This window comes from Leisingera sp. G5_S3_59_S7, assembly GCF_054968485.1.
In genome coordinates, this window is the sequence record NZ_JBQKUH010000067.1 from 1 (window position 1) to 19,933 (window position 19,933).

24 protein-coding genes and 4 pseudogenes are annotated in these 19,933 nt (G+C 56.3%); 11 read left to right on the forward strand and 17 right to left on the reverse strand.

What is annotated here, in order from left to right; genetic code table 11:
- Positions 1–130 precede the first annotated feature (130 nt).
- A complete protein-coding gene (locus ACTRWG_RS20165; RefSeq protein WP_161631045.1) occupies positions 131–985 on the forward strand; it encodes a heparin lyase I family protein in 855 nt (284 codons plus the stop codon).
- Positions 986–1,036: 51 nt separating this feature from the next.
- Here the strand turns inward: ACTRWG_RS20165 and ACTRWG_RS20170 are convergent, their stop codons facing one another.
- The 3 genes and pseudogenes from ACTRWG_RS20170 to ACTRWG_RS20180 form a co-directional block, all read right to left on the reverse strand.
- Positions 1,037–1,492: a C-type lectin-like domain-containing protein gene (locus ACTRWG_RS20170; protein WP_154667609.1), complete on the reverse strand. Its 456-nt coding sequence runs from the start codon at positions 1,490–1,492 to the stop codon at positions 1,037–1,039.
- A gap of 56 nt (positions 1,493–1,548) precedes the next feature.
- Positions 1,549–1,764 (reverse strand): annotated as a pseudogene (locus tag ACTRWG_RS20175) (transposase domain-containing protein); the annotation flags it as partial.
- Entirely contained in the window at positions 1,749–2,000 is a 252-nt protein-coding gene (locus ACTRWG_RS20180) for a hypothetical protein (protein WP_462829843.1), read from the reverse strand. The pseudogene ACTRWG_RS20175 and the gene ACTRWG_RS20180, both read right to left, overlap by 16 nt.
- Before the next feature lie 67 nt (positions 2,001–2,067).
- Between ACTRWG_RS20180 and ACTRWG_RS20185 the strand changes: the two genes are divergently transcribed.
- Both ACTRWG_RS20185 and ACTRWG_RS20190 read left to right on the forward strand, forming a co-directional pair.
- The gene (locus ACTRWG_RS20185) at positions 2,068–2,226 is read left to right on the forward strand and encodes a hypothetical protein (RefSeq protein WP_162804721.1); all 159 of its coding nucleotides are present in this window, start codon (positions 2,068–2,070) and stop codon (positions 2,224–2,226) included.
- Positions 2,219–4,306: a recombinase family protein gene (locus ACTRWG_RS20190; protein WP_222506853.1), complete on the forward strand. Its 2,088-nt coding sequence runs from the start codon at positions 2,219–2,221 to the stop codon at positions 4,304–4,306. Before ACTRWG_RS20185 ends, ACTRWG_RS20190 begins: the two co-directional genes overlap by 8 nt.
- Before the next feature lie 9 nt (positions 4,307–4,315).
- On the opposite strand, the pseudogene ACTRWG_RS20195 reads toward ACTRWG_RS20190, so the two are convergent.
- The 3 genes and pseudogenes from ACTRWG_RS20195 to ACTRWG_RS20205 form a co-directional block, all read right to left on the reverse strand.
- A pseudogene (locus tag ACTRWG_RS20195) lies at positions 4,316–4,510 on the reverse strand (IS66 family transposase); the annotation flags it as partial.
- Positions 4,479–4,919 carry a hypothetical protein gene (locus ACTRWG_RS20200; protein ID WP_027233637.1) on the reverse strand — a complete coding sequence of 147 codons (441 nt, stop codon included), beginning with the start codon at positions 4,917–4,919 and terminating at the stop codon, positions 4,479–4,481. The gene ACTRWG_RS20200 and the pseudogene ACTRWG_RS20195, both read right to left, overlap by 32 nt.
- Positions 4,920–5,133: 214 nt before the next feature.
- Positions 5,134–5,613: an Lrp/AsnC family transcriptional regulator gene (locus tag ACTRWG_RS20205; protein ID WP_027233636.1), complete on the reverse strand. Its 480-nt coding sequence runs from the start codon at positions 5,611–5,613 to the stop codon at positions 5,134–5,136.
- Between the two features lie 141 nt (positions 5,614–5,754).
- On the opposite strand from ACTRWG_RS20205, the gene ACTRWG_RS20210 reads away from it, so the two are divergent.
- Both ACTRWG_RS20210 and ACTRWG_RS20215 read left to right on the forward strand, forming a co-directional pair.
- The gene (locus tag ACTRWG_RS20210) at positions 5,755–6,792 is read left to right on the forward strand and encodes a zinc-dependent alcohol dehydrogenase family protein (protein ID WP_027233635.1); all 1,038 of its coding nucleotides are present in this window, start codon (positions 5,755–5,757) and stop codon (positions 6,790–6,792) included.
- A 3-nt stretch (positions 6,793–6,795) separates the two neighbouring features.
- Positions 6,796–6,939, forward strand: a complete 144-nt coding sequence (locus ACTRWG_RS20215; RefSeq protein WP_209320171.1) for an NAD(P)-binding domain-containing protein — start codon at positions 6,796–6,798, stop codon at positions 6,937–6,939.
- Positions 6,940–7,394: 455 nt separating this feature from the next.
- On the opposite strand, the gene ACTRWG_RS20220 is transcribed toward ACTRWG_RS20215, so the two are convergent.
- Entirely contained in the window at positions 7,395–8,435 is a 1,041-nt protein-coding gene (locus ACTRWG_RS20220) for an IS110 family RNA-guided transposase (RefSeq protein WP_027233633.1), read from the reverse strand.
- A 207-nt stretch (positions 8,436–8,642) separates the two neighbouring features.
- Positions 8,643–9,275, reverse strand: a complete 633-nt coding sequence (locus ACTRWG_RS20225; protein ID WP_027233632.1) for a tyrosine-type recombinase/integrase — start codon at positions 9,273–9,275, stop codon at positions 8,643–8,645.
- 220 nt (positions 9,276–9,495) lie between these two features.
- On the opposite strand from ACTRWG_RS20225, the gene ACTRWG_RS20230 reads away from it, so the two are divergent.
- Both ACTRWG_RS20230 and ACTRWG_RS20235 read left to right on the forward strand, forming a co-directional pair.
- A complete protein-coding gene (locus tag ACTRWG_RS20230) occupies positions 9,496–10,080 on the forward strand; it encodes a hypothetical protein (RefSeq protein WP_154667605.1) in 585 nt (194 codons plus the stop codon).
- Between the two features lie 467 nt (positions 10,081–10,547).
- Complete coding sequence (locus ACTRWG_RS20235) at positions 10,548–12,041, forward strand: pyridoxal phosphate-dependent decarboxylase family protein (protein ID WP_027233629.1); 1,494 nt, start codon at positions 10,548–10,550, stop codon at positions 12,039–12,041.
- A gap of 364 nt (positions 12,042–12,405) precedes the next feature.
- On the opposite strand, the gene ACTRWG_RS20240 is transcribed toward ACTRWG_RS20235, so the two are convergent.
- Positions 12,406–12,873 carry a hypothetical protein gene (locus ACTRWG_RS20240; RefSeq protein ID WP_245597304.1) on the reverse strand — a complete coding sequence of 156 codons (468 nt, stop codon included), beginning with the start codon at positions 12,871–12,873 and terminating at the stop codon, positions 12,406–12,408.
- A 98-nt stretch (positions 12,874–12,971) separates the two neighbouring features.
- Positions 12,972–13,271, reverse strand: coding sequence for a hypothetical protein (locus ACTRWG_RS20245; protein ID WP_027233627.1), 300 nt, complete (start codon positions 13,269–13,271; stop codon positions 12,972–12,974).
- 346 nt (positions 13,272–13,617) lie between these two features.
- On the opposite strand from ACTRWG_RS20245, the gene ACTRWG_RS20250 reads away from it, so the two are divergent.
- Positions 13,618–13,788, forward strand: a complete 171-nt coding sequence (locus ACTRWG_RS20250) for a hypothetical protein (RefSeq protein ID WP_209320177.1) — start codon at positions 13,618–13,620, stop codon at positions 13,786–13,788.
- Between the two features lie 74 nt (positions 13,789–13,862).
- Here the strand turns inward: ACTRWG_RS20250 and ACTRWG_RS20255 are convergent, their stop codons facing one another.
- The 3 genes from ACTRWG_RS20255 to ACTRWG_RS20265 all read right to left on the reverse strand — a co-directional run bounded on the left by ACTRWG_RS20255 (position 13,863) and on the right by ACTRWG_RS20265 (position 15,498).
- Positions 13,863–14,225, reverse strand: coding sequence for a hypothetical protein (locus ACTRWG_RS20255; RefSeq protein WP_154667604.1), 363 nt, complete (start codon positions 14,223–14,225; stop codon positions 13,863–13,865).
- Positions 14,226–14,265: 40 nt separating this feature from the next.
- On the reverse strand, positions 14,266–14,889 hold the full coding sequence (locus ACTRWG_RS20260) for an SEL1-like repeat protein (RefSeq protein WP_462829844.1): 624 nt from the start codon (positions 14,887–14,889) through the stop codon (positions 14,266–14,268).
- A gap of 138 nt (positions 14,890–15,027) precedes the next feature.
- Positions 15,028–15,498, reverse strand: a complete 471-nt coding sequence (locus tag ACTRWG_RS20265) for a hypothetical protein (protein ID WP_154667603.1) — start codon at positions 15,496–15,498, stop codon at positions 15,028–15,030.
- 244 nt (positions 15,499–15,742) lie between these two features.
- On the opposite strand from ACTRWG_RS20265, the gene ACTRWG_RS20270 reads away from it, so the two are divergent.
- Positions 15,743–16,063, forward strand: coding sequence for a hypothetical protein (locus ACTRWG_RS20270; protein ID WP_154667602.1), 321 nt, complete (start codon positions 15,743–15,745; stop codon positions 16,061–16,063).
- A gap of 17 nt (positions 16,064–16,080) precedes the next feature.
- Here ACTRWG_RS20270 and ACTRWG_RS20275 read toward each other — a convergent pair.
- From ACTRWG_RS20275 to ACTRWG_RS20285, 3 genes and pseudogenes are all read right to left on the reverse strand, one after another.
- Positions 16,081–16,293: pseudogene (locus ACTRWG_RS20275) on the reverse strand (transposase zinc-binding domain-containing protein); the annotation flags it as partial.
- A 10-nt stretch (positions 16,294–16,303) separates the two neighbouring features.
- A complete protein-coding gene (locus ACTRWG_RS20280; RefSeq protein ID WP_462829845.1) occupies positions 16,304–17,185 on the reverse strand; it encodes a tyrosine-type recombinase/integrase in 882 nt (293 codons plus the stop codon).
- Between the two features lie 147 nt (positions 17,186–17,332).
- A pseudogene (locus tag ACTRWG_RS20285) lies at positions 17,333–17,587 on the reverse strand (IS110 family transposase); the annotation flags it as partial.
- Between the two features lie 329 nt (positions 17,588–17,916).
- Here ACTRWG_RS20285 and ACTRWG_RS20290 point away from each other — a divergent pair.
- Positions 17,917–18,387 (forward strand): hypothetical protein, encoded by a 471-nt coding sequence (locus ACTRWG_RS20290; RefSeq protein WP_154667601.1) that lies wholly within the window; start codon positions 17,917–17,919, stop codon positions 18,385–18,387.
- Between the two features lie 137 nt (positions 18,388–18,524).
- Complete coding sequence (locus ACTRWG_RS20295; RefSeq protein ID WP_027233618.1) at positions 18,525–19,148, forward strand: SEL1-like repeat protein; 624 nt, start codon at positions 18,525–18,527, stop codon at positions 19,146–19,148.
- A gap of 431 nt (positions 19,149–19,579) precedes the next feature.
- On the opposite strand, the gene ACTRWG_RS20300 is transcribed toward ACTRWG_RS20295, so the two are convergent.
- On the reverse strand, positions 19,580–19,933 hold a 354-nt coding region (locus ACTRWG_RS20300; RefSeq protein ID WP_462829846.1), incomplete at its 5' end, for a transposase.

Here is a 19,933-nt window from a genome sequence, read left to right on the forward strand (position 1 = left end):
CCACATCGAGGCTGGAGCAGTTCACTTCTTTCCAAAAACCAAAAACACTCCTCGCATCAGGCTTTATTGATTAATCAACGTGAAAATGGTCTAATGAAGAGCAATGCTTGGTTGTGAAAAGGTAGAAATAATGAGGATCATTAACTTTTTCACCATATCTGCTGTCGCCTTTTTTTCTGTTACTTCTCTCGCCTTTGCCGACAGGCCACCGAAAGGTTTTGACCCCAACATGAGGTTGTTCAAGGACGCTTTCCGATACAGTGTTGCAGGTGAACCGGTACGCCGGGGCCATCGCTCCGAGCGGTACGAGTTGAGGAATGGTTTTTGTACTGGTTCTGATTGCCGCAACAACAGGTTGCGGAGTGAAATCAGAGAATCGAAAAGAGCAACAACGGCCAGAATAGGGAAGGACATATGGTTTGGCTGGAGCTTCTTTGTGTCTTCCGCGCCTTCCTTGCCGGGCAAGGATCGACTGTACCCATTCTTTGGCCAGTGGAAGATGGGCGGGGATAACTTTCCGCTAATTGCATTCGTCCAGTCTGATCATGGAAGTCGTGATGCTATCTTTGTGTCACTAATTGATATGTCACGGGCATCCACGGGTGGCCTTGTTGCCGGAGCAAAGCATGGAAATGTATGTAAAGATATTTTCCGAATGGCGGCGGCTAAGCGCTCTTGGATTGATATCGTCGTCAATACTAACTTTGCTGCGGACGAAACAGGGTATGTGCGAGTTTGGATAAACGGTCAGCTCAAGTGCGACTATAGCGGTCAGATCGTGGTAAGGAGAGATAGAAGCCGATATCCCGGTCCAAACCACAGACGCGGAATCTATGTGGGAAATACCTCATATTGGAAAGAAAAATATGGAAACCGACCGGTTCCCACCTGGGTAGTTTATTATGATGAGTTTTTGACAGGAAAAAATAGGGAAGACGTAGATACTAGAATGCGAGAAAGGGCTGGGCTACCGCCCGTTGACTAGGCCGGGCGTGACCAAAGAAGCCGACCTCAAGTTCAGGAGAACACTAAACGATCAACTTTGAGGAACTTCGACAACAAAAGAGTGGAGAACTGGTCTCATATCATTCCAGTGGGGGGACGGCGCGGGTCCCCAATTCGTCTTGAAATGCGCTAGTGATTGGTCTCCCTTATAATTCTCTGGTCCGCCAGGCTTCCAATTTAGGTAGACTAACGGCTCACCATTTAGCCAATACCAGCCACCGTCCGGTTCCTCGGCACCTTCCTCTTGTGCTAGTCCGATCATCGGGCCATTATACTGTCCATCTTGGACAATCCAGTGGCCTTCGTCCTGCATCGTTAGACTAAAAACGAACTGGTTTTCTTCTTCAGAACCGATAGCCACCATATAGCCTCCAAGCAACTTCGCTATTTTTTGCAAATCAGACAGTTCCCCTCCCCATGTTCGGATCACATAGTATTTCGACTTTCCAAAGGAACCTTCTGTGACCAGGTCAAACTTCCTTAGCAAGTCTTCCGGGCTGGGATTGGTTGCAAGGTAAGCGGCGTCTGGAGGGCACCGGCCTTTCAACTTGACGGCTGGAAATTCCAGGGGAGGAGCTCGTCGAGCTGGCTGGCAGGGTGACCTGCAGCGATGGCTTCGAGGGTGGCCTTGAGGTAGGCGAAGGGCTCGGCGCCGTTGATCTTTGCTGTGGCGATGAGCGAAGCGATACGGCCCCAGGCGCAACCGCCTTCATCATGGCCGGCGAAGAGGGCGTTCTTTCTCGTCAGGGCCAGTTCCCGTTCATTCTGCCCATGTCGGGCAAGTTTACCGGGTTCATTATCGATGGCATGCCTATTTTGGCTCGGACGTGAAGGTTTTCCGCACGCTCAATCGCGGTGATGGCCAACATGTTGGGATCGAGCGCGATGCGGGGATCGCGATCCTGGCACCCGCTTGGATTCTGGATGCTTCGGTTTGTCAGAGTTTCGAGCTTGGCGCACCATTGGCGTCCGCGGATGCGCTTTTCGAACTTCATTCGGTTCTCGGGCACCTTGGTTTTCGGCGAGGCTTCAAGGGTGACGATTCACCCATGGAGGCCCCGAATGAAGCATCGCGAGATCCTGACACCAACCCAGTTGCCACTGCCCTTGACACAGCCGGCGTTGCTGACGGAACCGGAATACCGTTCGATCGTGACAGCGCTGGCCCAGGTGCTCCTGACCGCGGCAAGAACCGGTCCGGGAGGGCAAAGCGATGAATGACATGGCCCTCACGTTTCCACCGGAGCTGCTGAAGCGTCAGGCTGTGATCTACGTGCGCCAGTCGACACAGAGTCAGGTCATGACGAACCTCGAAAGCCAACGCCGGCAATACGATCTTGTCGAGATGGCCCGTGGCTATGGCTTTGCCGGGATTGATGTCATCGACGACGATCTTGGTGTATCAGCCAGCGGCTGCCAGGCCCGGCCCGGCTTCGAACGGCTTGTCGCCATGCTGTGTTCTGGGTCGATCGGCGCGGTCTTCTGCTTGGAAGTGTCGCGTCTGGCCCGCAACGGGCGCGACTGGCATCACATGCTGGAGCTTTGCGGCCTGGTAGATGCGCGTGTCGTGGATCATGACGGCGTCTACGACCCGCGCCATCCCAATGACCGGCTGCTTCTGGGCATGAAGGGCAGCATCAGCGAGTTCGAGCTCGGCGTTCTGCGCACGCGCATGGTTGAAGCCGCAAGGGCGAAAGCGCGCCGAGGCGAACTGCGCTATACCCCGCCAGTCGGCTACCTTTGGGATCGTGACGCCGGGGTGATGTTCGATCCCGATCGCCGCATCCAGGAGGTCGTCCGGCAGATCTTCTGCCGGTTCCGCGAACTCGGAAGCGCCCGGCAGGTTCTTCTGGCCATGTCCGGTGAGGGCATTCATTTCCCCAAGCCTTCCGATGGCATTCGACTGACAAGTTTCGAATGGCAGCCCATTCGCTACCGCAACGTGATCAGCGTCTTGAAGAACATGTTTTATGCCGGGGTCTACGCCTATGGTAAGACCGGGCGGCAAGCAAAAATCCGGGACGGCCGCGCGCATGTCACTTACAAGAACCGCAAGTCCCCCGAAGACTGGGATGTGGTCATCAGAGACCACCATGTCGGTTATATCGATTGGGAGGAATATGAACGCAATCAGGCGCAACTGGCCAAGAACGCTTTCGGACGTGCTGGCGGGGTCAAATCCGGTCGCGGCGGCGGCGCGCTCCTGGCCGGTCTCCTCTGCTGTGCGAGATGCGGTCGACGGTTGCATGTGGTCTATACAGGCCGCAAGCCCCGCCCCGTCTACCGCTGTGACAATCCAAACCTTCTCCTCGGACAGAAACGCTGCATCACCTTTGGTGGGTTCCGGCCCGACAAGCTCATCACAGATGCTGTTCTTGAGGCCGTGGCACCATTTGCCATCGACGCCGCCATCGAGGCACGTGCCATGTTGAACCAAGCCATCGAAGACAAGCGATTGGTGCTCGAGATGGAGTTGCAGCAAGCCCGGTACGACGCATCCTTGGCGGAACGACGCTATGCCGCCTGTGACCCGGATAACCGCCTTATCGCATCAGAACTGGAGAAACGGTGGGAAGAAGCCTTGGGACGCGCTCGAAGTTTCGAGCAGCGTCTCGATACGGATATTGCAGCAGCACCGGAGGTAGATGTCACGCGCCTTGAAGGGCTGGCGCAGGACCTTGAGACCGCCTGGACAGCTCCGGCGACATCCATGCGCGACAAGCAACGATTGCTCAGAACACTGATCGAAGACATCGTGGCGGATATTGACGACGATGCAGGCGAAATCGTTCTGGTCGTTCACTGGAAGGGCGGGCGGCACACGGAATTGCGTGTCAAGAAGCCGAAGAGCGGCGAGCACAATGCCCGCACCAGTGAAGAGGCGCTGGGGATCATCCGCGAGATGGCGGGCCGCTGGCCGGACGAGTCGATTGCTGCCTGTCTCAACCGCATGGGAATGCCGACAGGTCAGGGCAAGACCTGGAATGCGAAACGCGTTTCATCCATCCGGCGTGTGAATGACATTCACGGATACCTGTCTGCTGACAAGGATGGCCCGTGGCGCACAATGACCGAGGCAGCGAAAGAGCTCGGGGTGACCAATCACGTCATCCGTAGGCTGATAAAGGACGGTATTCTGCCTGCAAATCAGGTGGTGGACGGCGCGCCGTACCAAATCCGGACGGCTGACCTGCATTCGGACAAGGTCAAAAACGCACTCGCGCGAAAGGGACGCCCGTGTCGCGCTGATCACGAAGACCAGCTATCAATGTTTCCAAGCACTTACGAAGGGGGTGCATAATGACCAACCAACTGCGATCGGGCGGATGAGGTTTTCCACGGCGTTGGAGGCGATCTCGACGCGGCCGTCGGTGAGGAAAGTCTGCAAGCCGGCCCACTGGCGGTGGATATAGGTCAGCTTCTCACCCAGGTGCGATTTTGCAGAGACCCGCAGTCGCTGTGCCTGTAGCCAGTCACCGAACTCGGCTACGAGGGGTGCGGGTCTGGCAGGTGGAAAGGCGCTGGCCGGAGTCCATGCCTCGGATCAACTCGGACACGAGGTGCTCCAGGCGCCGGTTGGCGTCCTTCAGCGCGCTGTTCGCCTGCAGCAGCGCCAGAACGGCGGCGGGCTGGCTCGTACGGATCGCGGACAGTTCGATGGACGGAGCGCTCGACATGACCCGATGATACTGCGTCGATGAAGAGTTTTGCCGGAACTGTTCGGCCAGAGTTTTTCTTGAATGCGCCAGAAAGCCTAAATTGGACCAAGAGAGCGGATGCAAGGTGAAACCGGCGGCTTGTATCCAGCAGGCCCACTCTTGGTCCAATTTAGGATTGATGGCCTTGTTGACGGGAAAGACCAAGAACCCATTTTCATTAACGTGGATGTGCTGCAAAATGCTACGAAAGCCCATTCGGCCCACGAGCTGCCAAATGAGCAGGGAAGTGTAATGGTGACTTGGTCCGCAACTTGCGCCTTCGCTTCTCACCCGTTTTCGCGATCGCAGCGAAAGTCCGGTCTGACGGACAGCGCGGAAGCATCGGTGGAGGTGTTTGGATGGCAGCTTTGGGCCGAAAGCGCCAAGTTCGCCAAACAGGCTCTCTGGTTCCGACTGACCAGCAGGCTGCTCAATTGCCGGCAACTGACGTTACCGGCAACTTGCTCGACGCCTTCATCTCCTTCAGCGACAGGTTGGAGCGGATGCTGGTCACCCCGGGCAGCCGTCGTAGCGTGCTGTCGACGAAGGCGCTGTAGTCGTCGAGATCCTTCGCCACCACGATCAGCAGGAAATCGTCCGCTCCAGTGGTGTTGTGGCAGGCAAGGATGTTCGGCGTCGTTTGCACGATACGCTGAAACTCGGCGGTGGCCACTTGGTCGTGCTCGGAGCAGCGCAGCTGGACGAAGGCCATGACGCCGAGGCCCAGCTTCCGGCGATTCAGATTGGCTTGGTAGCCTTCGATGATGCCGCTTTCCTCGAGACGTTTCAGCCTCCGCCAGCAGGGGGTTTCGCTCATCCCAATGCGTTCGGCGAGCTTGGCATTGGTCATTCGGCCGTCGTCTTGCAGCAGTGTCAGAAGCTCGGCGTTGACGCCGTCAATCTCGGGCATGGGGCGGATTCTTCCTCGTTCCCGGTCACGCATAGGGGATACTACCCCAAATATCGCCCCAGTGAAGGAGAATGGCAAAGGTATTTCACGTGCCGGGCGGTAATCTGTCCTCTAAATCACCCCAATCTGAAAGTCCCTGCCATGAAAGCCGTCCTTTTCGAAAACTTCCAGGAACCCCCCAAGCTCACGACCGTAGACGATCCAACGCCAGAGCCGCATGGCGTGGTGCTCAAGGTGGCCGCGACCGGAGTCTGCCGCAGCGACTGGCACGGCTGGATGGGGCATGACAGCAACATCGACCTGCCGCATGTGCCAGGGCACGAGCTGGCCGGAGTGGTCGAGGCCGTCGGCAAGGAAGTCAAGAACTGGAAGGTCGGCGACAAGGTCACCGTGCCCTTCATCTGCGGCTGTGGCAGCTGTTCGGAATGTCACTCTGGTAACCAGCAGGTCTGTCTGGACCAGGAACAGCCGGGCTTTACCCACTGGGGCTCCTTTGCGGAATACGTGCCGATCCACCAGGCGGACCTGAACCTCGTCGCGCTGCCTGAGACGATGGACTTCGCGACCGCCGCCAGCCTTGGCTGCCGCTTTGCCACCTCGTTCCGGGCGGTCATCGACCAGGGCAAGGTCAGCGCAGGCCAGTGGGTCGCGGTGCATGGCTGCGGTGGCGTGGGCCTTTCGGCGGTGATGATCGCGGCAGCAGCGGGGGCAAACGTGATCGGCGTGGACCTCGACCCGGCCAAGCTGACAATGGCAAAGGAGCTTGGCGCCGTGGCGGTCATCGACGGCAAGGACGCCGACGTGTCCGCCGCCATCCGGGAGACCACAAAGGGCGGCGCGCATGTCTCGCTCGACGCGCTGGGGCACCCCGTGACCATGACGAACTCGATCATGTGCCTGCGGCCGCGCGGCAAGCACGTGCAGGTGGGGCTGATGCTGGGTGAGCACGCAGCCCCCGCGGTCCCGATGCCGAAGATCGTGGGGCAGGAAATCGAACTTCTCGGTTCGCACGGGATGCAGGCGCATCGCTACGGCGCGATGCTGGACATGGTGGCGAGCGGGCGGCTCGATCCGGCGCGGCTGGTGGGGCAGCAGATCAGCCTTGCGGAGGCCCCGCAGGCCCTGATGGAGATGGACAGGTTCCAGTCGGTCGGCGCCACCGTCATCACCCGGTTCTGAGCCATGGAGACCATCGCATTCATCGGCGGCGGCAACATGGCCTCCGCCATCCTCGGCGGGCTGATCGCCCAAGGCATGGGCTCACTGCCGCCTTGCGGTGGTGCAGCGACGAGAGACCGGCGCCAGCTTGTCCTAGGCCAACCGTGATCGGCTCAAGCCCAGCCCAATCACGACATTCATGCAGAGCGCAGCGAAGGCGCTGCTGCGTGCGCGAAATATCTGGTCAACCTTCCCGAGGGCGGACCTTCAGATCCGCTCGGCCGACCAGGACTATGCTGCGCCCCGCTTCAAGGTAAGCGAAGCGCAGATAGCTCCATTTGCAAAGTCGGCGCAACCGGCCATGCCAGAAGCGCCCAACCGACCCAAAGCTGCTCTCTGTTTGCGGGATCGTCAAGTGCGGGTTCTATTGCCGTTCGGGGTCCTGGTTCTCTACGAAGTCGGTGTTTCCGCTTCCTGATGGCGTCCGGGAGCTGACCAGCCAGAATGTCATTCGCGAAGTGAGCGTCACGCTCCTTCAGCCGCTTTTGACTGGCTTGATCCGCCGCCGTCCCGAAGGACGCTGAACCCGCCCTGTCTCTTGTGGGCGGGATCTCAGTTGGTTGTCAGGTGATAAGTTCCTTTCCCGGTTCAAAGACTGTCTGGTCGCGCCAGATGCACATCATGACGACAGCGAGCTTTCGGGATGCCGCCACTGCGGCTTTCTTGAAGCCCTTCCGATCTTGCAGCCTCTTGGCCCAAGCGCGCAGCTGTGATGGCTTTCTGACCTGGGTGATTAAGGTGGTGGCCGCGGAGTAGAGCAGTCTTCGCAGATCACGATCTCCGCATTTTGATATCCGGCCGGACCAGTCCATGTCTCCGGATTGGTGCCGCCGCGGCGTGAGGCCGAGAAAGGCGCCGACGTCCCTCGATCTCCGGAAACGCTCCGCATTGTCGAGGGTAGCGATAAAGGACAGCGCGACGACAGGCCCAACCCCCGGGACGGTCATGAGGCGGCGGGCAAGGCCGCTTTCGCGTGCGATGAGCCTGAGATCTTCATCCATCGCTTCCGCGGCCGCGCACAGGGTTCTGTGGATCGGAATGAACATGTCAGCCATCACGCCGAGCGCCGGGTCGGTCTGGCCTGCCCCGGCGAGTTGGTCGCGGAAGCCCTGCCGCAGGTTTGCACGGCCTACTGAACCCATGCAGACCCCGAAAACCTTCAGCACGCCTCGAACATGCGCTTCAAGGTCCTTGCGCATCCTGATCAGGCGCTCCCGTGCGCCAATGAGCACGCGAACCCGCTCCGACGCCTCGCTTCTGATGTGAACCCGGCTGAACCAGCCGGTGCGGGCCAGATGCGCCAGCCCTTCGGCATCACCGGTATCGGACTTGTTGATCCGCCCAGACAGCGCCTTGTGCGCCAGGCGGGCATCAATGCAGATGATCGGAAGGCCGCGTTTCTCCAGCTCGCGGGTGAGCCAGATGGCCAGGATGCCACTCTCATGCACCACCCGCTCGGGCTTGGCGGAATGTTCGAAAATAAACGATGCAATCTCGTCCGGATCCGAACTGGTTTCGCCGCGCGCCAGCACCTCGCCATCTTCATCGACAACACAGATCGACACGGATTTGACGGACACGTCCAGACCAACATAATGCAACATGGTCGTTCTCCTTCACGGCTGGTTTTTGCTGAGGCCGATCTTATCGGACCTCGTTCGCCCTGGGAGAGCGGCCGCCGCAAACACACCATGTCGTTCTCTTGGCCTAGCTGTCATTGCCCACTGTGGGCTCGATCCGCCCCGCCGCTGCGTCGCGAACGCAGGTCCGCTCAGGATTGGCGAACGGCAAGAGCCGCCCGCCAAGGTGGTTCAAATGTCGATCTGCTCGGCGATGCTCAGCGCATCTTCAAGTTCGACGCCAAGATATCTGACTGTGCTGTCAACCTTGGTATGTCCGAGCAGAAGCTGAACCGCTCTGAGATTTCCGGTTTTGCGATATATCTCCGCTGCTTTGGTCCGGCGCAGCGAATGGGTGCCGTATCCATTGGGCTCCAGCCCGATCGCCGCCACCCAATCCCGCACAAGCCGGCCATATTGGCGCGTTGAGATATGCGGGCGGTCGTGAAACCGGCTGGGAAACATGAAGCGGCAGCCGATCAATTCCGGCGACTTGATCCATGCGGCAATGGTACCCCGCGTGTTTTCAGAGAGTTCGAACTGAACGGGCCGCTTGGTTTTGCTCTGGATCACGGACACTTTTTCGCGAACGCGATCATCCCTCACCAGGTCGGTTACAGCCAGTTTCACCAGATCGCATCCGCGAAGCTTGCTATTAATTGACACGTTGAACAGCGCAAGATCGCGCAGGTTGCCCGCCAGTTCGAGCCGCGCTCGGATCGCCCAGACCTGTTTCGGCAACAGTGGTCGTTTCTGACCGATGATCCGGCCCTTGTTCCAGGCTCTTCGTTTCGGGGTGACAGCGGGAAGTTGGACTCTTTGCATAGTGCTCCCTCCAATCCTCCCGCCAAGCCCAGAAATCAGCACCGCGCTGACACCTGGATTTTACAGGCAGATTGAATGGCCGTTGTCAGGTCGCCTGTTCTTTGGGACACGCTGCGGATGCATTGGGCTGGTCTGAGCCCACTCTGACGGATGCTGCAGGTCGGGCAAATGGCCACTTCCAGCTTCTTTGACAAGAGTTCCAAGGTCTCGGTAGCGCCAAATGACTGGCATTCGTATGTCTATCTACGCGCTTGACCTTCAATTGAATTGTGTAACTCTAGTTCATTATTGGCAGGAGGTTATGGTGTCTTTATCTGAGCAAAAATTCAGCTTCTTAGTGGAAGAATATCGCGCGTGTCATGCACGTATTAATCGGATTGAAAGCGATAGGACCAAGACGCAACAGTTTGCGATTGCTGCGTTGTCAGCGCTGTATGTTTGGGTGTTCTTCAGAGCTGAGATCGAGAGTCCGTCAACCATGGGCTTGTCCGTAGTGCCTCTGATAATATTGGCTATTTTCTATCAACAGAGCCGGAGCTTAATGTGGCTACGTCGCTGCAGGGGTTATTTAAAAGTGATAGAAGCCGAGATTTACTCGGGTGAAAACGGAGAAGCAATCCAGGCGCTTGGATTGGAGAGATTTGGCGATACTAGGCGCATTGAAGAAGTGAAAAAAGTAAAAGCCCTCAAGGTGTTCAGGTCTATTCTTCAAAACCCGCGAATTCCGTTTTTTACCACTGTAGGAGACATTACGCTTTGGGGAATCCTGTTTCTGATTAGCTTGGTGGTGGTTTTCATCAGTTAGTCAAGATCCAAGGTATCGAAACCTCTCAGAGCGGACATTGAGTTGTCCACCGTGAAAGTCGGCTTCGTCCGCGACTTGATCGTTGGCCTACCGTTTCCGCTGCGGGTGGCATGAATGACTGCTATTCCCGCCGCGCGGCAGCGTAGAGATTTATGCTGTTGCGGCAATTTTCACACTGCATGCGCGCGCAGCACGAAATCACGATGACCGCCTTGGGCTCTCCTGGAACTTTCGCCGCTCGAAACACGAACGCCCGTTGCCGGAGATCGCGGCCATTCGCATTACCCTCGGCGAACTGGAAACGAGCGGGACAAAACCGCCACTCACTCCTATGGGCTGAACGACTGCAATGTTTCTGAACTGCCATTTTGGCCGCTAGCACTCATAACGCGCAATTGTGCTATCCTGGCTCCAAGGATTTGTGACTGATGACAAAAAAATTGGTTAGCGACTGTGGAGGGGCAGCGATGGATATTCAACGTCAGGATTCGACCGAAGAAACACTGGACCCGCGCGACTGGGAGGAGCTGCAAGGGCTAGCACATCAGGTCATTGACGATGCTATTGCGCATATTCGGGAGGTGCGGGACCGTCCGGTCTGGAAAGATATGCCCACTCACGTAAGGGAAGCGTTTGCGGCACCGCTGCCAAACCAACCGCACCCGATTTCCGAAGTTTATCGGGACCTTCAGGAGTTGCTGATGCCCTATCCGATGGGCAACATTCATCCGCGGTTTTGGATGTGGTACATGGGGGCGGGCAGTTTCAGCGGCGCGTTGGCTGAGTTCATTGCGGCCATTGATGGTTCCAATCTTGGCGGCGGTAACAACGCCGCAGCCTTGATGGACCGCCAGGTCGTGGACTGGCTGAAACAGATGATGGGCTTTCCTCAAAACGCAGGGGGGACTTTGGTCAGCGGTGGCTCCATGGCCAATATCATCGGGCTGACTGCCGCGCGCAACGCATTGGCGAGCGTCGACGTTCGGGCCGAAGGGGTGGCTGCTATCCCGCAACAGCTGCGTTTTTATGGCTCCGATCAAGTACACAGCTGCCATCAAAAGGCGGTTGAGCTCTTGGGACTGGGCAACAAGGCCTTACGGCGGGTGCCCACAGGGTCGGATTACCGGATGGATGTAAGTGTTCTGAAGCAGATGATCGCCGAGGACCGGGAGGCGGGCCACCGTCCTGCCTGCGTTATTGCGACCGCTGGCACGGTGAATACCGGTGCCATTGATGACCTGTCGGCGATCAGCGCCCTTTGCAAAGCTGAGGAACTTTGGTTCCACGTGGACGGCTGTATCGGCGCGCTGGCCGCAATCGCGCCGGAGAACCGGCAATTGGTCAAAGGGCTGGAAGTGGCCGATTCAATGGCTCTCGATCCGCACAAATGGCTGCACGTGCCCTTTGAAGCCGGTTGTGCGCTGGTCCGGGACGCAACCACGCATCGGAATACGTTTGCCGTGCATCCAGAGTATCTTGAGGAAAAACCGCGCGGTATCGCGGCGACCGAGTATCTGCATGATTACAATCTCCAAACCTCCCGTGCGTTTCGGGCGTTGAAAATATGGCTGACGCTTAAGGAGCATGGCGTAGAGAAGTTTGGCCGGCTAATAGATCAAAACATTGCGCAGGCCCGCTATCTCAGTGGCTTGATCGAGCGCGCGCCAGATCTGCAACTGATGGCGCCAACGGAAATCAACATCGTCTGTTTCCGGTACTCTCCCGGAAGAATGCAAGAGGCCGAGCTGCGTGAATTGAACACGGAGATCATGCTGCGGATGCAGGAAACCGGCATCGCCGCGGTTTCCGACACCTATGTTGCCGGACATCACTGTCTTCGTGCGGCAATTTGCAACCATCGCACAAGGCGCGAGGACCTCGACCTGCTTATTGAGGAAGTATCACGGATCGGTTCCATTTTGACGAACTGCGATAGAAACGATGCTGCACGGCAAAAGTGAACGCAACCAGCCGATTGATCAGGCTGGACATGCTGTAGGTCTGACGAACACCGCTGCCGTTCGGACCAAACGCAGCATTCGGTAGTATGGGCTGCGGCTTCGAGTATTATGTCGAAGTCAACTGGATATTACGCGACTTGGGGGCGAAAAGGAAAGCGGGCGCCCGAAGGCACCCGCTGACACTGAAGGAAACAGAGCGCCACAGAGCCTGCCAGCAGGACGCTCATTTACTTTATGCAGGAAGTTCGTTGGTGAAAGGTTTATGTTCCGGTGGAACGCTCAGGAGGTCTCAAAGCATGTTCGCTCACTTCCAAAACAAGGGATGACCCTTACGAAGCGCTCAACGAGTGCCGGTGCGCCCACCTCAATGGCCGACGGAGCGCATGCTGCGGAAGAACAGCATCAGGGCCAACATCAAGAAGAACAGCCCCGACACATCGCCAATCATGTAGGCAACATACTCCGATGGAGTGCTGCCCAATACGTTGTTGACCAGGACGGACTTAATGACAGAGATCAAAATGCCTGCGGTCATCAAACAGATCCAGCAGGATTGTTTGCCCGCCTTCGGGCGAATGTCCAAACCGATCAGTGCCAGCAGGTGGAAAACGGCCGGAGCAACACAAATAACAATGACGATAGAAATAATCCGGCTTGGAAGAACGATGTTCGTCCCGCCCAAAACCCAGAAGACATAAATTACACCCGGCAGTATCGCCAGCGCCGAACGCCAGCCCAACAACCAGGCCGTCAGAACATAGACACCGAACGGCAGATACAAGAGGCTGGCAAAATGATCGAACTCTGCAAAGAACAGATTTTGAATCGGCATCCAAACCAAAGAGGTCAACCAGAACGCCGCTATGTATAGCCCAGATACCGTGAGGGTCTCTCGGACCCATATCAGCCACCGGGCACTCATGTGAAAAGTCAGTTCTTAGCAGAAGGATGTTTCACGACATACTTGCCCCGGTCGGAGGTGTCGCTTGGCGAAAGGTAGCCTTTTTGCACCAGAGACTTCAGCGCACGGAAGAAGGTCGGCCGCGAGATCCCGGCGACTAGCGAATGTTTCTGTAATCCGATTGTGCGAAAACCATCCTGGCTGTCTGATATATCGCTGGCGGCATAATAAATATCCCGCTCCACGGCTGACAGATCCTCCAATCCCAGAGCTCGCTCCATCCCCAACAGCATTTTTCGCAGCTCTGCGAGTTTGGAAATTTCACTCATGTTTGGCACCGGTTAAAGTTCAACTGCTTGGAATTCTTGCTTCGTTTTTGAAAGCTTGCAACAGAAATCAAGGAAGTCTCATGTTGACACTTGAGGGGAGTTCCTTAATCTCTGCTGCAGTCCGGTAGCGATGTTGTGTGAGTGGTGGCTACCGAAAGTTCATAGTTTTAAGTTTGCGGCACCTTCGGGTGCCGTTTTATTGACTACCAACTTTAGCCAAATATGCCCACCCCGACAATCCGCCCATGAGAATTGGGTCGTGTGCTTGGTTGAGCTAATGGGTTGAACTGCCTTCCCACCAAACCGCCGCTATTGTTGCGGGCATAGATGGGGAGAAGAGCGTCTGATGGACATCGAGGTTTTGGGCATTGATCGTTGCTGTTCGGCGAAGGTGCTCTGGCACACCCCGGCCGATGTCTACTTCGGGCGCGGCCAGACCATCCTGAAACGACGAGAAAGGATCAAACGAAAGACTATCGAAACCCGGCGCTTGCTTCACCGGAGATCCGCCGCATAATCAAACCAACCAGATGCCAGACCCTCTCTTCGCTCAGGCTGCCAACTGGCCCATTGGCGCTGACGTCAGACACCTTAGGCTTCAGGATCTATGGGGGCAATACCCTCCGCCGGATCTCGCAAAACGCGGATCAACCTCTGAATGGTCGTATCGGCATATGGCTCACCAAACCGCTGCAGATATCCTAGGGTGTCCTCCAGCAGGTTCACCTTTTGCAGCAACAGGAACGCGTGATACTGCTCCGGTTGCCGGGTGATACTGTCAAAAAATTCAACATGCGCTTCGCTGTCATAGAGCGGAGGAAGGACGATATCGCCCTCCTCTTCATAGCCTGATATGCCGCAGGCATCTGCGCGGCAGGCGAGATCTTCCAGAGCTTGCTTGTACCGCTCAATGGGCACGTGCAGTCTGGAGGAGAATGCATGTGTATCGGGCATCATCTACCCCGCAGATTTCACCTATATTGACGCCGCCTGCTCAGTGTTGCGCCAATAGGTTTTCAACGCTTCCAATCAATTCGTCGTTATACGCGCTGTAGCGGAATTCATCATAGAGAGCTTGCGCAACGTCCCGGTCATATTCTGCATTCACACCGAGAAGAATATGCTCGGCGAGGAACAAGCCCGCATTACCCCAACCGGATAAGGCGGCATTCAACAGGTAAACGGTTCCAACATAATGATTTTTTGCGGTTCCTTCGCCTCGAAGCAACTTGATCCCATAATTGGTCATCGCGATGGGGTACCCCTCTTCTGCAGCGCGTTTGTACAGGCTCGTGACCAGTTCAGGGTTGTTCTGAAAGTAGTGGCAGTGCCGTTTTCCGTAAAGCCATCCCAGAGCGGTATTCGCCGTTGCATTTCCCAGAGCCGCAGCCGCTTCAAGTTTGCCATGCGCAACTTCATTGCCCTCGCAAGCACTGTTCGCGAGTTCATTGGAAAACTGCCGCTGCTCTTGGAACTCAAAGATCTCAATCCCGGAATGTACCAGGTTAGCGCTGTCAGATCTGACGACGGCCCAATAGATATCGCTCTTAGTCGGATCAGCCCAGGCGGCAAAAGGCGCGCTGAGAAATGTCAGAAACAAAATCAAATTTTTTAACATTTTCAAGTTCCTATCTGATGTTTGCGTTGTCCAAGCTGTACCTGCTGGTATGCTGCAAGAATAGCATGCTTCAAAACTAGCGGTTTCACTTGGGAACTTGGAAATTCACTGCTGTGGCGCCTTCCAGAGTGCCCCGGCCTAATCCGCGGCCTCCGAACATTTTGACAACCTTCGAACTCCGTCCCCATCCTCCAGAATGTAAAACCCTTGATGGTCTCCATTCACCGAAAAGGTTTTCTCCTCTCCGGTCTGAGGATCCGTGTAGGCAATCGCCAGAATGAAGCTCAAAGGGCCGCTCGAGGGGCCAAAAAAGGCTTTAGGGTGGAAGACGCCGGTTGCCTCATGCTGATCCACAAGCACCCGTGTTTCGTTCTCGGCGGACGCGCCGGAGAGCTCGATGCCTTCCATCATCGCGCAAGCCAATGCATAGCGGCCATCAAGCCGGGATTGATCGAAGTCATCGGCGAAATGAGGGAGCAAATGTGTCAGCCTCTCGCAAAGATCATCAGCGTCCTGAGAAGACGGCAATCCGCAGCGGTTCTCCTCCTCCGCCTGCGCGGTTTGCAAAAAGCCCAGAACAACAAGGCAGGTCACTAAAGTGGTCTTCAATTTTAGCATCCTTGAGAAATGTGACGGGTGGGGTAAATGCTGGGGCCGTTGCCCCTTAATATGTACTTAGGGATACTAACCTTACATAGATGCGTCCGGCAATGATCGCCACACGGCGAGATGCTGGTACTCTGTTTTGGCGATCTTATCCGGTCTTGACCTGTCTGGGTAGCCGGGCCCAGAGAGTTTACTGTTCCTAAACAGGGAGATTTGCGTGGCTTGTAGAATCCCGATCGATGGGCCAGTGACAAAAGAGGAATTGGAAAGTGACATCCGGCTGCTCGCCAGGCTAGCGGAAGAATTGCCCTCGAAGTCCTTCATTGCACGTTTGTCTGAAAGCGATATTCAAGACAACATACCGCTATATATCGGTGAGATCGAAGCTGCCGTCCAATCCACGGCAACCGGGTATGCGTCCGAGATTGCGAAGCAAGTGATCACTGCCGTGCGGAATGCGGCAGAAGCCGGTGATATCAGGCAAGGTGTCGGCAATGCCTTTTCAGCGCTGCATGAAGCCTGTTCAGAACTGCGTCGCCTGAGCGCTGCTTCTGGGGAAATCGACTGAGCCTTTCGCATTCAGCCGGGTGCAAATAAGTTGGCAATGCCGTTGAAAGCGATACGGCTATGTCCGCAGTGATCGCATTGCTCGACATGGCCGCCGAGCGCGGCGGTCCGGCACAGTTCGATTGCCGTCATGACGCGCTGCTGGGCGGTCGACAGAGATGAGTGCCGGGCACGGTAGGCTTCGCCGTAGCGACGGAAAATGTCCGCCACTTCCGGCCCCGAACGGGGCATCGCCGGGACCTCAGAAGTATTCAGGCTTGGCGGGCGGCAGCGGGGAGGGCGCCGGACGCGGCAAAAGCTCGAACGGACTCGAGGTGGCACAGACCTTGTTGGTGGCGATGCGCAGGTAATGAGCGGTGGTCGCAAGGCTGCGGTGACCAAGCAACAGCTGGATGGTGCGCACGTCGGCTCCGGCCTCCAGGAGATGGACAGCGAAGGCGTGCCGCAAGCTGTGCGGCGTCACGGGTTTGGACAAACGCGAGCGCTCGTGCGCTTTTGTACAGGCCTGTCCCACCGCGTCCCTGGTGATCGGTCGGCCGGCGCGATCGCCGGGGAAAAGCCATTCCTTCGGCTTCCGCATCTTCCAGTAATTGCGAAGGATCTCCAAAAGCTTGGGCGACAGCATCACATAGCGGTCCTTCCGGCCTTTGCCCTGCTCGACACGGACGACCATTCTCTGGCTGTCAATGTCAGCCGCCTTCAGGTGCACGGCTTCCGAGATGCGCAAGCCGGCGGCATAGCAGGTGGTCAGGATGGCGTGATGTTTAACGTTGAAAACGCAGTTGAGGAAATGCTGCACTTCGCCGGGGCTGAGGATGATCGGCAGCTTCTGCGGCTTTTTGGGAAGCGGAAGGGCCTCTTCTGGCACCCAGTCCCTCTTGAGCGTCACCTTGTAGAGGAAGCGCAGCGCCGCAATGGCGATGTGGATCGAGCCTGGTGTCAGCTTCTTCTCGTTGGTCAGATAAATCTGATAGGTTCTGACGTCCTCACGGCCGAGCAAGTCTGGTGGCTTGCCAAAGTGACGTGCAAACAACGATACCTGATGCAAATACGAGAGCTGGGTGTTAAGAGCAAGATTGCGCACCTGCATGTCCGCGCGCATGCGCTGGCGAAGTTGGGTCATGATGAGCTCCTCTGTCCGAAGGAATGGGCTTGCAAAAGCCGTTCCATTTTCTCGCAGATGTGGCTCCCACTGAATACATGACATCTCTGCCGCTCCGCCATGGCGGAGCGGGTTAGTCCTAGTCAAGTAATGATCACCTCTCCATTATTTGACAAAGGGTTTTACGTATATGGGCGCGATGAGCTTAACTTCATGGCCCAGTTCTGTAATTTGACGCCCCCAATTGTGCGCCGTAGCACAAGCCTCCATGGCAACAACACATCGAGGATGTTGGGCGAGAAAATTGAGGAACTGCGCCCGGTTCAATTTCTTGCGAAAAGCAACTGAGCCATCTGCGCGAGCGCCGTGGAGCTGGAACACGTTCTTTGCCAGATCGACGCCTATAGTGCTAACTTCAGTCATGGATGCTCCTCCTACGAAGTGACATTCTGCAGAACATCACCTTGGCACACTGCGATGCCGTTAGGCGGGGGCATCCACGCCATCACTAACTTTCAATTTGGATCACTCAAGTGGGGCTGATCACCCGTTTAGGAACAGTAAACTCTCCGGACCCGGCTACCCAGACAGGTCAAGACCGGATAAGATCGCCAAAACAGAGTACCACCATCTCGCCGTGTGGCGAGCGTTGCCGGACGCAACTATGTAAGGTTAGTATCCCAAAGTACATATTAAGCGGGCGTCGTCCCCAGCATTTACCCTACCCGTCATGTTTCTCAAGGATGCTAAAATTGAAGACCACTCTACTGACTTGCCTTGCAGTTCTTGGCTTTTTGAAAACCGCGCACGCGGAGGAGGAGAACCGCTGCGGATTGTCTTTTTCTCAAGACGCTGATGATTTTTGCGAGGGGCTGACACATTTGCTCCCTCAATTCGCCGATGACTTCGATCTATCCAGGCTTGATGGACGCTATGCATTGGCTTGCGCGACGATGGAAGGCATCGAGCTCTCCGGCGCGTCCGCCGAGAACGAAACACGGGTGCTTGTGGATCAGCATGAGGCAACCGGCATCTTCCACCCTAAAGCCTTTTTTGGTCCCTCGAGCGGCCCTTTGAACTTCATTCTGGCGATTGCATACACGGATCCTCAGACCGGCGAGGAGAAAACCTTTTCGGTGAATGGAGACCATCAAGGGTTTTACATACTGGAGGATCGGGACGGAGTTCGAAGGTTGTCAAAATGTTTGGAGGCCGCGGAATAGGTCGGGGCACTCTGGAAGGCGCCACAGCAGTGAATTTCCAAACTCCTAAGTGACCCGCTAATTTTGCAGCACGCTATTCTTGCAGCATACCAGCAGGTACAGCTTGGACAACGCAAACATCAGATAGGAACTTGAAAATGTTAAAAAATTTGATTTTGTTTCTGACATTTCTCAGCGCGCCATTTGCCGCCTGCGCTGATCCGACTAAGAGCGATATCTATTGGGCCGTCGTCAGATCTGACAGCGCTAACCTGGTACATTCCGGGATTGAGATCTTTGAGTTCCAAGAGCAGCGGCAGTTTTCCAATGAACTCGCGAACAGTGCTTGCGAGGGCAATGAAGTTGCGCATGGCAAACTTGAGGCGGCTGCGGCTCTGGGAAATGCAACGGCGAATACCGCTCTCGGATGGCTGTACGGAAAACGGCACTGCCACTACTATCAGAACAACCCTGAACTGGTCACGAGCCTGTACAAGCGCGGTGCAGAACAGGGGTACCCCATCGCGATGACCAATTATGGGATCAAGTTGCTTCGAGGCGAAGGAACCGCAAAAAATCCTTATGTTGGCACCGTTTACCTATTGAATGCCGCATTGTCCGGTTGGGGGAATGCGGCCTTGTTCCTCGCCGAGCATATTCTTCTCGGTGTGAATGCAGAATATGACCGGGACGTTGCGCAAGCTCTCTATGATGAATTCCGCTACAGCGCGTATAACGACGAACTGATTGGAAGCGTTGAAAACCTATTGGCGAAACACTGAGCAGGCGGCGTCATTATCGGTGAAATCTGCGGGATAGATGATGCCCGGTTCACAAGCATTCTCTTCCAGACTGCACGTGCCCATTGAGCGGTACAAGCAAGCTCTGGAAGATCTCGCCTGCCGCGCAGATGCCTGCGGCATATCCGGCTATGAAGAGGAGGGCGGGCTTTGTCATTTGTGGACAGCTCCTGTTTTGCAAGGGTTTTCTTTGTGATTTTGATCTTTATGCGTAGCGGTCATTTGTCCGGCCTATTTGCGCGGCACGTTCGACCGCTGGCCCTGATGAAGTCCGCAAGCTGGGTCCCTATCAAGTTGCCGGGCTATGACGCCCTGACAAAGCCGCGGGGTGTTCCGGCTGCGGCACCAAATGTCATCATCACAGCAATTGCCCTTGCAACTCGTATGGAGCGTTTCTCAAGCGCCCCGAAATCTTAGGCCGGCTTGTAAACCTCCTTCTTCGACATGACGGCCCAGACAATCCGGGCGGTCTTATTCGCCAGCGCCACGCTGACCAACCGGGCGGGCTTTTTCTCCAGCAAGCGCCGGACCCACTCAGCGATTTGTGTTTGCGTATGGGCAACACGTCTGAGAACCGCGGTAGCACCCACGACAAGCAGTTTACGCAGATATCCATCGCCCATCTTCGTGATCCGACCTAGCCGGTCTCTGCCGCCTGAGGAGTTCTGTCTTGGGACCAGCCCGAGCCAGACCGCGAAATGGCGGGAAGACCGGAATTGCGAAGCATCAGTGTGAATCGGCGTGCAAAATTGGCTCTGAAGCAGATT

Coding starts and splice junctions, on each gene's coding strand:
- ACTRWG_RS20165 (WP_161631045.1), top strand. CDS start 131: ATGAGGATCATTAACTTTTTCACCATATCTGCTGTCGCCTTTTTTTCT.
- ACTRWG_RS20180 (WP_462829843.1), bottom strand. CDS start 2,000: ATGAAGTTCGAAAAGCGCATCCGCGGACGCCAATGGTGCGCCAAGCTC.
- ACTRWG_RS20185 (WP_162804721.1), top strand. CDS start 2,068: ATGAAGCATCGCGAGATCCTGACACCAACCCAGTTGCCACTGCCCTTG.
- ACTRWG_RS20190 (WP_222506853.1), top strand. CDS start 2,219: ATGAATGACATGGCCCTCACGTTTCCACCGGAGCTGCTGAAGCGTCAG.
- ACTRWG_RS20200 (WP_027233637.1), bottom strand. CDS start 4,919: ATGGGCTTTCGTAGCATTTTGCAGCACATCCACGTTAATGAAAATGGG.
- ACTRWG_RS20205 (WP_027233636.1), bottom strand. CDS start 5,613: ATGCCCGAGATTGACGGCGTCAACGCCGAGCTTCTGACACTGCTGCAA.
- ACTRWG_RS20210 (WP_027233635.1), top strand. CDS start 5,755: ATGAAAGCCGTCCTTTTCGAAAACTTCCAGGAACCCCCCAAGCTCACG.
- ACTRWG_RS20215 (WP_209320171.1), top strand. CDS start 6,796: ATGGAGACCATCGCATTCATCGGCGGCGGCAACATGGCCTCCGCCATC.
- ACTRWG_RS20220 (WP_027233633.1), bottom strand. CDS start 8,435: ATGTTGCATTATGTTGGTCTGGACGTGTCCGTCAAATCCGTGTCGATC.
- ACTRWG_RS20225 (WP_027233632.1), bottom strand. CDS start 9,275: ATGCAAAGAGTCCAACTTCCCGCTGTCACCCCGAAACGAAGAGCCTGG.
- ACTRWG_RS20230 (WP_154667605.1), top strand. CDS start 9,496: ATGACTGGCATTCGTATGTCTATCTACGCGCTTGACCTTCAATTGAAT.
- ACTRWG_RS20235 (WP_027233629.1), top strand. CDS start 10,548: ATGGATATTCAACGTCAGGATTCGACCGAAGAAACACTGGACCCGCGC.
- ACTRWG_RS20240 (WP_245597304.1), bottom strand. CDS start 12,873: ATGCCGATTCAAAATCTGTTCTTTGCAGAGTTCGATCATTTTGCCAGC.
- ACTRWG_RS20245 (WP_027233627.1), bottom strand. CDS start 13,271: ATGAGTGAAATTTCCAAACTCGCAGAGCTGCGAAAAATGCTGTTGGGG.
- ACTRWG_RS20250 (WP_209320177.1), top strand. CDS start 13,618: ATGGACATCGAGGTTTTGGGCATTGATCGTTGCTGTTCGGCGAAGGTG.
- ACTRWG_RS20255 (WP_154667604.1), bottom strand. CDS start 14,225: ATGCCCGATACACATGCATTCTCCTCCAGACTGCACGTGCCCATTGAG.
- ACTRWG_RS20260 (WP_462829844.1), bottom strand. CDS start 14,889: ATGTTAAAAAATTTGATTTTGTTTCTGACATTTCTCAGCGCGCCTTTT.
- ACTRWG_RS20280 (WP_462829845.1), bottom strand. CDS start 17,185: ATGACCCAACTTCGCCAGCGCATGCGCGCGGACATGCAGGTGCGCAAT.
- ACTRWG_RS20295 (WP_027233618.1), top strand. CDS start 18,525: ATGTTAAAAAATTTGATTTTGTTTCTGACATTTCTCAGCGCGCCATTT.